Genomic DNA, 15,032 nt, shown 5'->3' with positions numbered 1-15,032 from the left:
TTTCAATGAGTGCCAGTAACACCAAAGTGCACATTTCTGGTTTCTCATCAGAACCATGGGTAGCTCCACGAGTTTGCGCGACGCGCTTCAAGGCAATCAACGCTTTCTAAGCGTCGCCGGCAGCCTTGTTCTGTTCTCGCTTGGACTATGGGTTCTCTACCACGAACTGGCCAGTACGTCCCTGCCAGAGATCCGCAGCGCGCTGGGGCAGGTTCCCCCGCTCGATTTGTTTCTCGCATGTTTGGGCGCCGCCGGTAGCTATCTCGTGCTGACCGGTTTCGACGTCCTGGCCCTTGCGTGCGTGTCCCGGCCACTTCCTTACCGGCGCGTAGCGCTCGCGTCCGTGACCGCGACCGCTGTCGGCTACAACATCGGCATGGCAGTGTTGTCGGCCGGTGCAGTCAGGCTGCGCTTGTATACTGCATGGGGCCTCAGTGCTGCCGAAGTGGGCATGGTCGCATGGCTTGTTACGCTCACCTTTGCAATTGACACGACGGCTGTCGGAGGATGGTCACTGTTGTTCGAGCCGGAACTGGTCGGCACAGTGCTGCAAATGCATGTCGGCGCCGCTCGTGCGCTGGGGGCACTGTTGCTGTTACTGGTGGCCGCCTATATTGGAAGCGGGTCGCTGCGTCGGTCGCCCATCCGGATACGGAACTGGCAATTCCAGCTGCCAAGTGCCGGGATCGCGGCAGGTCAGGTTGCGTTGGCCTGCCTGGATCTCGCATGTGCCTGCCTTGCCCTTTACGCCTTGCTTCCGAAAACGTCGCCTCTGACGTTTTCCACGTTCATCGGCATCTACGTGGCAGCCGTGCTCGCGGGTGTCATCAGCCATGTCCCCGGCGGCCTTGGCGTGTTCGAAACCGTTATCCTGCTCGCCTTACCCGACATGCCGCGCCATGCGCTGCTCGCATCGATCCTGCTCTATCGTTTGATCTACTACCTGCTGCCCCTGATGCTTGTGGCGCTGCTTGCTGTAGGGGTGTCGGCCACGGCCGCGCGCAAACGGGTTTCCCGGAGGCTGGAAGTCGTACGCCGAATCGTTGCTTGGATGGCGCCGGTGGTCATGGGAGGAGCGGTATTCCTCGCCGGCGTCGTGCTGCTTTTCTCCGGCAGCGCACCGGCCGTCTGGGAGCGCATGCATTTCATGCACGGTCTTGTTCCCTTGCCCGTGCTGGAGGTGTCCCACATGCTGGGCAGCCTGATCGGCCTGGCGCTGGTGATACTTGCCCAGGGACTTTACCGACGCGTCGACGCTGCCTATCACCTTACGTTCTGGTTGCTGCTCGCGGGCGCGCTCGCTTCGCTGCTGAAAGGCCTTGATTACGAAGAAGCGATTTTTTCCGTCGTCGTCCTCGGTATCCTCCGGGGAGGGCGCCACGCCTTTTATCGCAAGGCTTCCGTCGTGGCCAGTATCTTTACGCCGGGCTGGTTCGTACCGCTCTTTCTGGTGCTGGCGGCGACTATCTGGCTTGGACTTTTTGCATACCGGCATGTCGAGTACTCGCACGATTTGTGGTGGCACTTCACCTTCCGTGGCGATGCCCCACGCTTTCTGCGTGCTTCGCTGCTTCTGACATTGGCCGCATTCGGCGTGGGCCTGCTTCGGCTGATGCGACCCGCTCCGCCCCCACCTGGACAGGCGAGCGCCATGGACCTGGAGCGCGCCGCGCCCATCGTCGCCAATGCGCCGAATGCCGATGCAGCGCTCGCGCTCGTCGGTGACAAGCGACTGCTGTTCGACGACGTCGACCAGGCATTCCTGATGTACCAGGTGCGTGGACAACACTGGATCGCGATGGGCGATCCGGTGGGGCCGCCCGCGGCACGCGAACCGCTGGCATGGCGCTTTCGCGAGTTGGCCGATCGCCATGGTGCGCGTACTGTCTTTTACCAGGTAAATCCGGAAAACCTTCCGCTTTACCTCGACCTTGGCTTAAGTGCCGTCAAGCTTGGCGAAGAGGCCATCGTTCCTTTGAAGGGGTTCACGCTGAAAGGCTCGCGTCTCAAGGGGCTGCGGCAGTCGCACCACCGCGCCGAGCGCTGTGGACTGCGCTTCGAATTGATTCCGCCAGGGGCCGTTTCCGCACTCATGCCGGTGCTGCGCACGATATCGGATACCTGGCTGACGGAGAAGCATACGCACGAGAAGCGGTTTTCGCTTGGCGCATTTCATCCCGATTACCTGTCGCGCTTCCCCTGCGCGCTGGTATGGCAAGAGGGGCGGCTCCTGGCATTTGCGAACGTCTGGACATCCGCCAACTGGCATGAAATTTCCATTGATCTGATGCGCTACCTCCCGGATGCGCCCGGCGGTGTCATGGATTACCTCTTTGTCGAGCTTATGCAGTTTGGCGCGAGAGAGGGATACCAGCATTTCAACCTTGGCATGGCTCCGCTCTCCGGCCTGGAGCAGCATCCGCTCGCACCAGCTTGGCATCGGATGGGAACGCTCATATTCCGGCAGGGTGAAGTCTTCTATAACTTCAAGGGACTGCGCGCGTACAAGGACAAGTTCAACCCGATCTGGCGGCCCAAATACCTTGCAGCGCCGGGGGGCCTGGCACTGCCGATCGCACTGCTCGATGTAGCGGCGTTGATCGCGGGGGATATCAAAGGCGTCTTCCTGAAGTAGCGGTTTTTTCCGGGCACGATGAGCATCGCATCACGCTTCAGATTTTCGCACTCAATATACTGATTGATGAATCTATCAAGGAATAAAGTCGAAAGCCGTATCACAATATTGGCTGCAACTAGCTCCAGCGACACAAGATACCGTTATAAACCTTTGACATGCCCATGCAACTGCTCCAACGCATTGAGTCCGAACGGCTTCGAAAGTATGGGTATATCCATGTCCTCGGCCTCAGGTGGACGATTCGAGTACCCCGTCATGAGCGCCACTGACACCTGCGGATAGCGTTCCTGAATAAACCGCGCAAGCTCGATTCCGTTCATTTCACCTGGCATGACGATATTGCTAAGCACCACCTCAGCCTAGTTTCATGTAATTCGATGTTTTCAAATATATAATACGTGGCTAGGTACAGTTACAAGAGGGCCTTCTCCCTTATAATCGCGCTGTTCCACAAAAGCCTGTCCAAAAGAATGACGCCACGCAGTCAAAAGATCCTTGCCTTGGTAGGCTTGATTGTCATTCCCTTTGGAGGGATATCACTCTTCAACGACTCGTTTATTTTGGGTATGTCTTCTTTGGCGGTGGGCATGTCCATCGGAGTCGTCGGTGCGTTGTCCGTGGTGTTTAGCAGAGCATGACATCAGCCGTGTGCTGAACCCGCGCACGATGAATACCTATCGCATGTCGAAGAATCCGAAACCTGGGCCGCGGTACTGTGCCCGTCGGCAACATGCATCCTAGGCTTTTCCGCTCGTCCTCAAGCGCCTAAATCCAACTTTCTATGCTACACATCAATAAAACCGCGTTCAGCCTGGCGAAGCATGCGCGCGCACTAGTGGCAGTCGCGGTCTGCTCATTACAAGCGGCAATGGCCGGTGAACAGGCGAGTGAAATCTTGCGGGTTCGAGTGCAGAACAGGATCGTGCTAGGAGAGGCGGAACTTCAAAACAGAAGGTTTGCGGATAATGAAGCCGCAATGGCAGAGTTTCGGCGCAATGTGGTGACGCTGCCACGCAACTCTAGCGTGCAGCTAACCGTGGAGCTTCTTGAGCGTGGCGGTCGGTACGTTGACGTCACATCGCACGCAGCAACGGAGTATCAGTCTCTCTCGCCGGCGAAACTGTCCGTATCGTCAGATGGCCGGGTAACCGCCGCGCCCCAGTCGGAGTCCCTTATGGGTGCCGGTGGTGATGTCGCCATTGTCGTCGTTCACGATAAACCGGCGCAGTCGGCGTGGAACAAGATTTTCTTTAGAGTCCTTCCTTGATGCCGCCCAGCGCAGGCGGGAGGTAGCAGGTGACCGCGACGCGGCCTCATGAATTAAGTTTATCGTGACTGGCGTACGAACAAGACAAGCGCTCTATCGGTGCTGAGAACATGATGCTGCACCCACCGGCTCAACAAACGCCACACGTCTGCCCGGCCTATCGCCTTTCCATCCATGAAGTCACGATGCAACTCGTGGATAAGTTCAAGCAGTGCGGCGTGCTCCATACGGTGCTCCTCTAGCATGGGATATGCCGAGGACTGCATGAGCGCCTCTTCACGCTGGAAGTGCGAATGCGCGTAGTCCATCAGATCGATCAAGGCTTTGCCTACAACGATCCTTTCCCTTCCCCGGATACTTACAGAACGAAGATGCTGCGCCAGTTCAAAAATGTGCTGGTGGTCTGCGTCAATGTCAGGGTCACCACACCGCATATCCTCCTTCCAGTCGAAGCATCGGGAAATATCTTCGTCTTCCCTGGACAAAAAAACATCCTTCTTCACACTTAATGTCTCCTCTGCTATGGGACTCTCTTTTTATTGCCCGTGTGCGACAGGATACGTTGAGCAACAACGCAGCAAACTTGACCTAAGGCAACAAAACCCATAATGGGTACATTGCCTCGTGGAAATTTTATGGGGCCAAACGTACAATGAATGTCTGCCACATCCCTGTGGTACTTCAGGCTCGGGCGTTGATCCGCCTTCACTCGGGCCTTTTCTTTCCGTCCCTGCCATGGCCCGCGTCGTCATCGCCGAAAGTAATTTTTTGTACGCCGACCTCCTTGCCGAGTACCTGCAAGAAGTCGGGCATGCGATCCGGGTAGCGTCCGCCGAGCGGGAAATATGGGCGGCAATCTTGGCCGAAGTCCCCGACGTACTTTTGTTGGATCTTGGCTTGCCTGACGTTTGTGCCGCAACGCTTATTCCAAAATTGCTTGAGCGGTCTCCATCAACTCGAATTTTTGCCTTGACCGGGCGTAGTTCTATTGACGCAGGAACCGATGCGGTTCGCCTTGGGGCACACGCTCACCTCGTGAAGCCAGTGAAGTTCATGACCCTGGCTACCCACCTGCAGATGTTGAACGAGCCGGCGTTGCTCGATTAACTCAACAATCACTTCGCGCTTCCGGTTCCAATGACGGGGTCGGCCTGGCAAACCTTTCCTGCCAGCTTCAGCACGAACTTGCGCCCCTCTTCAAGCCACAGGATTGCCGAGGCTACTGCCGCAGCAATTCCCCACTCCTGCAGTGTTAGAGGATGAGTGCCGAACACGCTCTGTGCCGGTGACCAATTCACGGCAAGTGCTTGAAGCAGAAGCACGCCGACGAGCGATGCCCATAGCATTCGATTTTCGAAAAAGTGCTTGTTGAAGGCCGTTCCTCGCTCCACTCGGGCGTTAAAGACATTGAAGAACTGAAACAGAACGAATGTCGTGAATGCAAGCGTCAGTGCCCGTTGCTCCATGCCGGCTTGCAGGCCATAGTGCATCACCCCAAGGGTGCCAACCATCATGGTTGTACCGTACGCGATTATTTTGCCGAGCCGCGCAAACGGTAGCACTGGCTCGTTGCGATGTCTCGGTGGATCCTGCATGATTCCTGGCCGTGCGGAGTCCAGCGCGAGCGACACCGCCGGTGGGCCATCCATGATGAGTGCGACCCACAGGATCTGGACCGCCGTGAACGGTTCCGGCAGGCCGGCGAGTGGGGCAAAGAAAACGGTCAGAATGGCGCCGATTGTGGTCGACAACTGGAATCGAACGAACTTCAGGATATTGTCGTAGAGAGTGCGGCCTTGGCGCACGGCGTGGACAAGCGTGGCGAAGTTGTCATCCGTGAGCACCATGGCGGCCGCTTCCTTTGCCACCGCTGTGCCAGCAGTCCCCATCGCGACACCGATATCGGCCGTCTTAAGGGCCGGAGCGTCGTTGACGCCGTCGCCGGTCATCGCCACAACATGTTCCTTGCGCTGCAGGGATCGCACGAGCTTTACCTTGTGCGCAGGCGTCACACGAGCGAACACGGTGACCTCATCGATAACGGCGGCAAGCGCGTCCGAGTCCATGCCATCAAGTTCGCTCCCGGTAATCGCCCTCCCATGGATTCCAAGCTCGCCGGCGATCGCAGCGGCAGTGAGCGGGTGGTCGCCTGTAATGATCTTGACCGTGATCCCTGCCTTCTTGCACTCCGCAATGGCATCCTTTGCCTCGGGGCGAGGCGGATCCATCAAGCCGACGATTCCGACGAATGTGAGATCGTGCACCAGATCGGCTACATCGACTTCCGCGTCGATTGCATCGCGTGGCAGGCGCCGCGACGCAATCATTAAGCCTCTTAAGCCACGTTCGGCGAACGCCCGGTAATGCGCCTCGATACGAGCTCGATCTTCCGGCTCCATCGGCCTCTCGCCACCCGCCGTCAGTATGCGGCCCGAGCGCGCAAGCAGCACATCGGGCGCGCCCTTGACGAATATGTCAAGGACGCCGGCGTCTTCATGGAACGTTGCCATGAACTTGTGGGCAGAGTCGAATGGAACTTCCGCAATCCTCGACATGTTGGAAGCGACCGCAGCAGGATCAATACCGCCTTTTTGTGCAAGTACCAGCAAGGCGGCTTCCATCGGGTCGCCGATCGTTTGCCCGTTTGCGACGTGGCTGTCGTTGCAGGCAACCAGCGGAATGAGCAGGGCGCGCAGATCAGGCAATGCGGCACTGCCTGACACGGCCCGAATGTCTCCAGCAAGTTGATATCCCTCCCCGGAAACAATGTACTCCTGCTCCCGATACAAAAAGGCGCGCGCAGTCATCTGGTTTAGGGTCAGGGTGCCCGTCTTGTCCGAGAAGATCACTGTTGTACAACCCAGCGTCTCCACACTTGCCAGCCGTTTGACAATAGTGCGATGTCTCGCCATGTTATGCATGCCCAGAGCAAGCGTGACGGTCACTACTACAGGCAATCCCTCCGGCATGGCGGCCACCGCGAGTGCGATCGCGTCGAGCGCAATGTGTGCGAGATCGGTACCGCGCAGGAATTCCAGGAACGAGAGGAGACCGACCAGTGCGAGTGCGATGCCGCCAAGCCTCTTCCCGAGCTGGTCGAGCTGAACCTGAAGTGGCGTGGGCGCCTCTGCGGCTTCGGCGAGCTCCTGCGATAACCGCCCCATCTCAGTATCAACACCAGTCGCCGTCACGACGACTTCGGCACGCCCGCGTGTGAGCATCGTGTTCATGTAGGCCATGTTGATGCGCTCGGCAAGCGGAACGCCGGGAGGCAGTGCGTTAACATTCTTGACGACCGGGTGGGACTCGCCGGTGAGTGCTGATTCGTCCACCTCCACCCCCGCAACGAATATGAAGCGTCCGTCAGCAGGCACGCGGTCGCCAGCTTCGAGCAGCACAATGTCGCCCGGCACCACATCCTCGACAGAGATCTCATGCTTCTCACCAGCGCGGCGTACGCGTGTCCTCAGTGGCAACATCCTGCGGAGCGCCGCGAGACTTTGTTCTGCACGATGCTCCTGGTAGTAGCCCACCAGGGCATTGATGAAAACGACACACAGGATCACCACCGCGTCTTTGACGTTACCGATTGCTGCAGCAAGTCCTGCGGCCCCAATCAGGATCAGTATCAGGATGCCCCGGAACTGTGCAAGGAAGACGGCCAATGAAGAACGCGGAGCGGCCTCCGGAAGCCGGTTGAAGCCATGATTCATGCTGCGTTGTCGAACTTGCTCGGCATCAAGTCCCGTCTCACGCTGAACCTGGAGTTGTTGTAGCGCTGCTGCCGGATCCCGGGCAGAGTGGTCAACTACCGGAGACGCGCTTATATGAGTGGGCTGTGAAACGTTCGTCATGTCCGACAGTTCCTTTCGTGCAATCGTGTTGTTGTTCATGTCTTTTGGCCTTCCACCGGTTCGCGGTCAACAGCGTCATTACAAACATCCTGCAGGAAGCCGAAAACTGCGTCTTTCAACTGGGTCAACCCGGGCTCTTCGATCGGAAAATGCCCACACTGATCGAGTAAAACCAGAAGTCTTGGCACAGACAATCTGTCAAAGAATTGCTGGCTGGCCTGAACGGTTGACCATCGATCTGCTGCAGGATGAACCAGTGACACCGAGCACTTATGAAACGCATCCGGCTCAAGGCTTGATTGAGGGAAAAAGGAAATGTACAGACATCGAGTTACCAGCGCCTAATTCGTCTGACAGGAAGACCTGGACCACCCCACGATCGTTGGCGACGGCGGACATGCGGGATGACCGCTTCACTGGAAGCGCAGCTGCCTGCAAATTTGGTCGAACAGCGGCATCATCGAAATCCTGATGCGAGCGAGGAGCTTGTATCGAGAGAGCTGGCGCTGGACTAGAGGTTGGCGTGGATCAACTACCGTCGTGGCAACAACACCGGATACGACACGTCACTTGGCGGCGACAAGATATCTCAGGAAGCCGCCCAAGCCCATCCCGAAAAGGATCACCGCGCGCAGAGTGCGTTCTTGTTCGGCGCTCGCCAGTTTCAACCCAAAGATCGTGACTGCCGAGCGCCTCCGGCAATTGACTGAGTCCGTACCCGTAGACGGCGCCGCTTTCCAGCCAAGATTGTTTGATGTGTCCAAGCAGGCGCCGGTCCTCGATACTACGTGCCGATTCCGGGTTCAACCGCCAGGCGTAATAACCGCTGGGATGGACCATGATGACTTTGCACAGCCGACGCACCGAATACTGTGCTTCATGCTCCCGGATAAACGCGTACTTTACCCGGACGTCTTGGCAAAGTACGCGACGGCCTTTGTTAGGATGTCTCGCTCTTCAGTCACCCGCTTCAGCTCAGCCTTCAGACGGCGCAGCTCGGATTGCTGGTCCTGGACTGCGGCTCGTTCAGGGGCCGATACGCTGTACTTCTTGATCCACTGGTACAGGCTGTGCGTCGTTACCCCAAGTCGGCCGGCCACTTCTGCCACCGGATGGCCGCGCTGCTTAAGGGGCTAAGAGGATCGAGGGGCATTCCGAGGCCCTGAAGGCGTAAAACTCAGATTCGACATTATAGGTGTACCATGTCATAACCAATGAGCGTATGAATACGGGCGAGAGGCGGGGTTGTCTGCTGCATGACGTTTGTTCATTCCGCGCCTGATCGGCCGTGAGATCGTTGGTGGCGAATGCACCCGACCTGGGGAGGCCGCAGAGCGCAAAGCTTAACTGCTCGAAGTGAGTAGTGGTGCACAACACGCTTCCCATTTGGTGCGCGAACGGTAGGTGGATTTGGCCTGGTTTTGCCAGAACGCAAATCTTGGGAAGGCGTCGGCATTTGCCTTGAAATTTGCATCGCAAGCCTGGTTCTGAATAATCCTCGAAAATGAAAGGTGCACCCGCAGAAATGCATCGGGGAGTGTGAGCAGACGCTTGTCGTGCTGGAGCAACAAGAGTAGTGCATAGATTTCGAACACCAGCTGGCAAGGATCCGAGTCCGCTTTCAACTGGCCAAGCTGGACGGCACTTTGCAGCGTTTCCAGGAGGGCTGCGCGGAATTGGCTGATGCAGCTTACCAATTCATCCCTGACCGGTCCGCCGCGGTCGTCGTACTCCGCAGCGCAGCAGCTATAGAACATGCCGCCCTTCGCGTGGGTGGAGATGTGCTGGATGCAATGAAAGAAAATGGCGTGCAGCCGGTGCAAGCCATCGGGCACGAGCCGCGCGGGTTCCAGTATCTCCCGCTCGAAGCGCTCTCGATAGAAACGAAGCACACTTGCGCGTAGCAATTCGATCGAGCCGAAATGGGCGTATACGCCGCTTTTGCTCATGTTCAGTCGATCGGCCAGGACGCCGAAGCTAAGTGCTTCCAGGCCTTCGCGGCTAGCGATTTCGTAAGCCTGCCGCAGGATATTTTCCCGGGTAAGTTGAGCTTTTCGCATATTGCCCTTTCGTTAGAGCCGCCGCTTCGCCATTTCACATCCTGGCGCAGCATCATTGTTTGCTCAGGAGCGCTTTTCCGATTTTCGTTCGTCCCTCAGGGCGTACAGTGCCGCAAGAACGCCTTTATTCAGCCCGCTTCCATCGGTGAGCAAGGCATGTTCAAGAAGTTGGGCGCGCATTTGCGGCGCCCAGAACTTCTTAAAATGGAGCAAGATCTCTCGCGCCGCTTCGTCCAGATCCCGGTGCGACTCGAAAAAATCACTGATCTGGTTTGCCATTTTGATCAAGTTGCGGATGTCCATCCCGACAATTCCCGTTTAGTTAGACCGGCCTTCGAATAAACGACGAGGCGCTCGACACGCGCGAAGCCGATCAGCATCATTCCGCACGCATCTGCCGTCCGTACCGCAAGTGCCGTTGGCGCCGACACTGCAACCAGGGCAGCGATTCCGGCCGTCGCTGCCTTTTGCACCATTTCTACGCTTGCCCGGCTGGTAATCAGCACGAATCCGTGTTGAGTGTTGAAACCGCGTCGCGCGAGTGCGCCGATCAGTTTGTCGAGCGCGTTGTGGCGTCCGACGTCTTCAAAGACAATTTCCGGCTGCCCGTCCGCCGAACACCAGGCTGCCGCATGGGTCGCTCCGGTGAGGCTGGCGATCGGTTGATAACCGGCGATCTGGCCGACCGCACGCCTGACTGCCCCGGGGGACAGGGAAGGGATGGGCCCGACGCTCGGCAATGGCCGTACGACCTGGTTCAACTGCTCCACACCGCATAATCCGCAGCCGGTCCGCCCGGCCAGTTGCCGCCGCCTGGCCTTGATTACGTCAAATGCGGCGCCGCTGACGGTAAGGCGGATGGTGATGCCGTTCAGCGAATTCTCTATTTCCATGTCATAGACATCGGCCGCCGACGCCACAATCCCCTCACTCAGCGAGAACCCGAGCGCAAACAGCTCAAGTTCGGCGGGCGTGGCCAGCAAGACCGCATGCGCAACGCCGTTATATTCAAGCGCGACGGGGACTTCCTCGGCAAGACTGTCTAGCGCGTCCTGCGCGTCGCTGCGGTGAACCTGGTACACCGCCCTCCGTGCGACCGGTGGCGGCAGGCCGTCGCTCTCAAAGGCATCCAGCATCAGCGCACCTTTTCCACACGCGGGGACCTCGCCTCCATCAGCCGCGTTTGCGTATCGCTGAAGCGGGCATATTCCTGTTGCCAGTCCGACGCGTGGGCAACAGGCAGGACTTGTACCGCCGTCACCTTGTATTCCGGGCAATTGGTTGCCCAGTCCGAGTTGTCCGTTGTGATCACATTGGCCCCGGATCCGGGAAAATGGAAGGTGGTGTAGACGACGCCGGGCTGCAGTCGGTCCGACAGGCTTGCCCTCAGTACCGTACTGCCGGCACGGCTCTCGATGCCGACCCAATCGCCGTCCCGAATTCCCCGGTCCTCTGCATCATGAGGATGGATTTCGAGCCGGTCTTCCAGATGCCAGCGAACATTTTCGGTGCGCCGGGTCTGCGCACCGACGTTGTACTGGGACAGGATGCGCCCGGTGGTGAGGATCAGCGGATACTTTCGCGTGACCTTTTCTGTCGTCGGTATGAACCGGGTGACGGCAAAGCGCCCCTTGCCGCGCACGAACTGGTCGATGTGCATGATCGACGTTCCTTCGGCGGCCTCTTCATTGCACGGCCATTGGATGCTGCCGAGCCTGTCCAGTTTTTCGTAGCTCACGCCACGGAACGAGGGCGTCAGCCGGGCGATCTCCTCCATGATTTCGGAAGGGTGGCTGTATTGCATGTCGCAACCTAGCCGCCGGGCGAGTTGCATGGTCACTTCCCAATCAGCATAACCCGCGAGCGGCGGCATGACCTTCCTTACCCTTGAGATGCGCCGTTCGGCGTTCGTAAAGGTACCGTCCTTCTCAAGGAAGGACGAGCCCGGCAGCAGGACGTGTGCGTATTTTGCCGTCTCGTTGAAAAAGATGTCCTGAACCACGACGCATTCCATGGCCGAGAGTGCGGCGGCGACGTGCTGCGTGTTTGGGTCGGATTGCACGATGTCCTCGCCCTGGCAGTACAAGCCGCGGAAACTGCCGTCCAATGCAGCATCGAACATGTTCGGTATGCGAAGCCCGGGTTCGCTTTGCAATTCCACGCCCCAAGCCTCCTCGAACAGGGCACGTGTGGCGGCATCGCCGACATGCCGGTATCCCGCCAGCTCGTGCGGGAAGGCGCCGATGTCGCAGGATCCCTGCACGTTGTTTTGGCCGCGCAGGGGATTGACACCCACGCCTTCGCGCCCGACGTTCCCGGTCGCCATCGCAAGGTTCGCAATGGCCATCACGGCGGTTGTACCTTGCGCGTGTTCCGTGACGCCGAGCCCGTAATAGATTGCCGCGTTGCCGCCAGCGGCGTACGTGCGGGCAGCTTCGCGCAGCAGCCGGGCCGGCACCCCGGAAATGGCTTCGGTCGCCTCCGGTGCGTTTTCCGGCTGCGATACAAACTGGCGCCAGGTGTTAAAAGCCATGTCCTCGCAACGGGCAGCGATAAACGCTTCGTCCAGCAGGCCTTCGACAACAATCACATGTGCGAGGGCGTTGAGAACGGCCACGTTCGTTCCGGGGCGCAGCTGCAGATGGCAGGCGGCGCGCACGTGCGGCGACTTCACGAGGTCGATGCGGCGAGGATCGATGACAATCAGCTTTGCGCCCTGACGCAGCCGCTTCTTCAGACGCGACGCAAAGACCGGGTGGCCGTCGGTGGGATTGGCGCCGATGACCATGATGACATCGGCACGTTCCACCGATTTGAACGTCTGCGTACCCGCGGATTCGCCCAGGGTGTGCTTGAGCCCGTAACCGGTCGGGGAATGGCATACCCGAGCGCAGGTATCCACATTGTTGTTGCCGAATGCTGCCCGCACCAGTTTCTGTACGAGATAACCCTCTTCGTTGGTACAGCGCGAAGAAACGATCCCGCCAATTGAGTCGCAGCCGTATTTCGCCTGGATTCGCTTGAATTCGGAAGCGGCAAAAGCGAGCGCATCGTCCCAAGACACTTCGCGCCACGCCTCGGTGATCGCGTTGCGTATCATGGGCGTGGTGATGCGATCGCAATGTGTCGCATAACCCCAGGCAAAGCGCCCCTTGACGCAGGCATGGCCCTCATTGGCCTTGCCATCCTTGTATGGCACCATTCTCACGACCTGATCGCCCTTCATTTCGGCTTTCAACGCGCAGCCGACCCCGCAGTAGGCACAGGTGGTCACGACGCTGTGTTCGCCCTGGCCGAGCCAGATCACGGACTTTTCCTGGAGGGTTGCGGTCGGGCAGGCCTGGACGCACGCTCCGCAGGACACGCACTCGGATTCCATGAAGGCGTCGTTCTGTCCCGCAGTAATGCGTGACGCAAAACCGCGTCCCGAAACCGTCAGTGCGAACGTCCCTTGGGTTTCCTCGCAGACGCGGACGCACCGGTTGCAGACGATGCACTTGGCGGGATCGTATGTGAAGTAAGGATTCGACTCGTCCTTTTTGTCGGCGAGATGGTTGGCGCCGTCCATGCCGTACCGCACGTCCCGCAAGCCAACGACGCCCGCCATGTCCTGGAGTTCGCAGTCGCCGTTGGCTGGGCAGGTGAGGCAGTCAAGCGGGTGGTCGGAGATATAGAGTTCCATGACCCCCTTGCGCAAGGATTGCAGCTTCCCGGACTGCGTGCGCACCTTCATGCCATCTTCCACGATGGTGGTGCAGGATGCAGGGTAACCGCGCCTGCCTTCAATTTCAACGAGGCACAGTCGGCACGAACCGAATGCCTCTATGCTGTCCGTTGCGCACAGTTTCGGAATATTGATACCGCTTTCCGCTGCCGCGCGCATGACGGATGTGCCGGCTGGAACCGTGACCTTGATGCCGTCGACCTCCAGGCTGACCTGGATCGCCGACGACCGCGCCGGGGTGCCATAGTCTCGCGTCAAAACCGTCTCTTTCATAACGTTCGCTTCTCTATGTCGCACGCCGCATCATTGCGGCGAAAGTCATTGGGAAAATGGTCCAGTGCAGACAGAACCGGCAAAGGCGTCATGCTCCCCATCGCGCACAGCGAGCCGTGCACCATTGTGTCGCAGAGATCGCGCAGGAGTTCAATCTGCTGCATACCGCCGTTGCTGCCGATGATCTTGTCGATCACCTCCACTCCGCGGGTTGAGCCGATGCGGCAGGGCGTGCACTTACCGCAGGATTCGACGGCGCAGAATTCCATCGCGTAGCGCGCCAAGCGTCCAAGGTTCGCGCTGTCGTCATGGACGACTATCCCCCCGTGGCCCAGTACTGCCCCGATAGCGGAAAATGCTTCGTAGTCGAGCGGTGTATCCCAGTGCCGCTCCGGAAGATAGGCGCCGAGCGGACCGCCGACCTGCACGGCCTTGATGGGGCGGCCCGATGCCGTTCCACCCCCATATTCGTACAACACCTCGCGCAGCGTCACACCGAAGGCTTTCTCGATGAGACCGCCATGTTTGATGTTGCCGGCAAGCTGGATGGCGATGGTGCCGCGTGACCGGCCCATGCCGAAATCACGATAGAACTCTGCTCCCCGGTGCAAGATGACCGGGACGCTCGTGAATGAAAGGACGTTGTTGACAATGGTCGGCTGATTGAACAAACCGCGAACCGCGGGAAGCGGGGGGCGCGCCCGGACGATCCCGCGATTTCCTTCCAGGCTCTCCAGAAGTGCGGTTTCCTCGCCGCAGATATAGGCGCCTGCGCCCTTGCGTACCTCCAAGTCAAACTGCTTGCCTGAACCCAGGACATCCACACCCAGATAACCGGCATTTCTCGCCGTCTGGATTGCCGCTTCCAGGATGGCAATGGCATGCGGATATTCGCTGCGGACGTAGATGTAGCCCTTCGTTGCGGATACCGCGAAGGCAGCGATCGTCATTCCTTCGATCAGTGCAAAGGGATCGCCCTCCATCACAAGGCGGTCCGCAAAGGTGCCGGAGTCGCCCTCATCGGCGTTGCACACCACGTATTTCCGGTCCGCGTCGGTATCGAGTACGGTTTTCCATTTGGCGCCGGTTGGAAACGCGGCACCCCCGCGGCCGCGCAAGCCTGAGTGGGTCACCGTTTGAACGACGGCGGCCGGGGACATGGCAAGCGCCGCGCGCAAGCCCCGATAGCCGTCGTGCCGAAGGTAATCGCCCAGCG

11 protein-coding genes and 1 pseudogene are annotated in these 15,032 nt (G+C 58.9%); 3 read left to right on the top strand and 9 right to left on the bottom strand.

Features of this window, described 5'->3' with window-relative positions:
* The first annotated feature begins 55 nt into the window (after nt 1-55).
* Nucleotides 56-2,635, top strand: coding sequence for a bifunctional lysylphosphatidylglycerol flippase/synthetase MprF (gene mprF / locus AYR66_RS08835; protein WP_088707195.1), 2,580 nt, complete (start codon nt 56-58; stop codon nt 2,633-2,635).
* Between the two features lie 143 nt (nt 2,636-2,778).
* Here mprF and AYR66_RS08830 read toward each other — a convergent pair whose 3' ends face one another.
* Nucleotides 2,779-2,988: a response regulator gene (locus tag AYR66_RS08830; protein ID WP_141104045.1), complete on the bottom strand. Its 210-nt coding sequence runs from the start codon at nt 2,986-2,988 to the stop codon at nt 2,779-2,781.
* A gap of 431 nt (nt 2,989-3,419) precedes the next feature.
* On the opposite strand from AYR66_RS08830, the gene AYR66_RS08820 reads away from it, so the two are divergent.
* Nucleotides 3,420-3,905, top strand: coding sequence for a hypothetical protein (locus AYR66_RS08820; protein ID WP_088707192.1), 486 nt, complete (start codon nt 3,420-3,422; stop codon nt 3,903-3,905).
* 59 nt (nt 3,906-3,964) lie between these two features.
* Here the strand turns inward: AYR66_RS08820 and AYR66_RS08815 are convergent, their stop codons facing one another.
* Entirely contained in the window at nt 3,965-4,408 is a 444-nt protein-coding gene (locus AYR66_RS08815; RefSeq protein ID WP_088707191.1) for a bacteriohemerythrin, read from the bottom strand.
* Between the two features lie 232 nt (nt 4,409-4,640).
* Here AYR66_RS08815 and AYR66_RS08810 point away from each other — a divergent pair, with 232 nt between their 5' ends.
* On the top strand, nt 4,641-5,012 hold the full coding sequence (locus AYR66_RS08810) for a response regulator transcription factor (protein ID WP_088707190.1): 372 nt from the start codon (nt 4,641-4,643) through the stop codon (nt 5,010-5,012).
* A gap of 8 nt (nt 5,013-5,020) precedes the next feature.
* Here the strand turns inward: AYR66_RS08810 and AYR66_RS08805 are convergent, their stop codons facing one another.
* From AYR66_RS08805 to AYR66_RS08775, 7 genes and pseudogenes are all read right to left on the bottom strand, one after another.
* The gene (locus AYR66_RS08805; RefSeq protein WP_088707189.1) at nt 5,021-7,798 is read right to left on the bottom strand and encodes a calcium-translocating P-type ATPase, PMCA-type; all 2,778 of its coding nucleotides are present in this window, start codon (nt 7,796-7,798) and stop codon (nt 5,021-5,023) included.
* Nucleotides 7,799-8,473: 675 nt separating this feature from the next.
* Nucleotides 8,474-8,880, bottom strand: a pseudogene (locus AYR66_RS29930) (transposase); the annotation flags it as partial.
* Nucleotides 8,881-9,102: 222 nt separating this feature from the next.
* The gene (locus AYR66_RS08795; protein ID WP_088707188.1) at nt 9,103-9,819 is read right to left on the bottom strand and encodes a TetR/AcrR family transcriptional regulator; all 717 of its coding nucleotides are present in this window, start codon (nt 9,817-9,819) and stop codon (nt 9,103-9,105) included.
* Between the two features lie 63 nt (nt 9,820-9,882).
* Nucleotides 9,883-10,122 carry a formate dehydrogenase subunit delta gene (locus AYR66_RS08790; protein WP_088707187.1) on the bottom strand — a complete coding sequence of 80 codons (240 nt, stop codon included), beginning with the start codon at nt 10,120-10,122 and terminating at the stop codon, nt 9,883-9,885.
* The gene (fdhD, locus tag AYR66_RS08785; RefSeq protein WP_088707186.1) at nt 10,104-10,955 is read right to left on the bottom strand and encodes a formate dehydrogenase accessory sulfurtransferase FdhD; all 852 of its coding nucleotides are present in this window, start codon (nt 10,953-10,955) and stop codon (nt 10,104-10,106) included. Before fdhD ends, AYR66_RS08790 begins: the two co-directional genes overlap by 19 nt.
* On the bottom strand, nt 10,955-13,816 hold the full coding sequence (gene fdhF, locus AYR66_RS08780) for a formate dehydrogenase subunit alpha (protein ID WP_088707185.1): 2,862 nt from the start codon (nt 13,814-13,816) through the stop codon (nt 10,955-10,957). Before fdhF ends, fdhD begins: the two co-directional genes overlap by 1 nt.
* The coding region (locus AYR66_RS08775) for a complex I 51 kDa subunit family protein (protein ID WP_088709697.1) at nt 13,813-15,032 on the bottom strand (1,220 nt) is incomplete at its 5' end. The genes fdhF and AYR66_RS08775, both read right to left, overlap by 4 nt.

This window comes from Noviherbaspirillum denitrificans, from assembly GCF_002211445.1.
GTDB lineage: Bacteria > Pseudomonadota > Gammaproteobacteria > Burkholderiales > Burkholderiaceae_D > Noviherbaspirillum > Noviherbaspirillum denitrificans.
The sequence above is the reverse complement of the archived record's forward strand: the minus strand, read 5'-3'. Positions and strand labels throughout refer to the sequence as shown.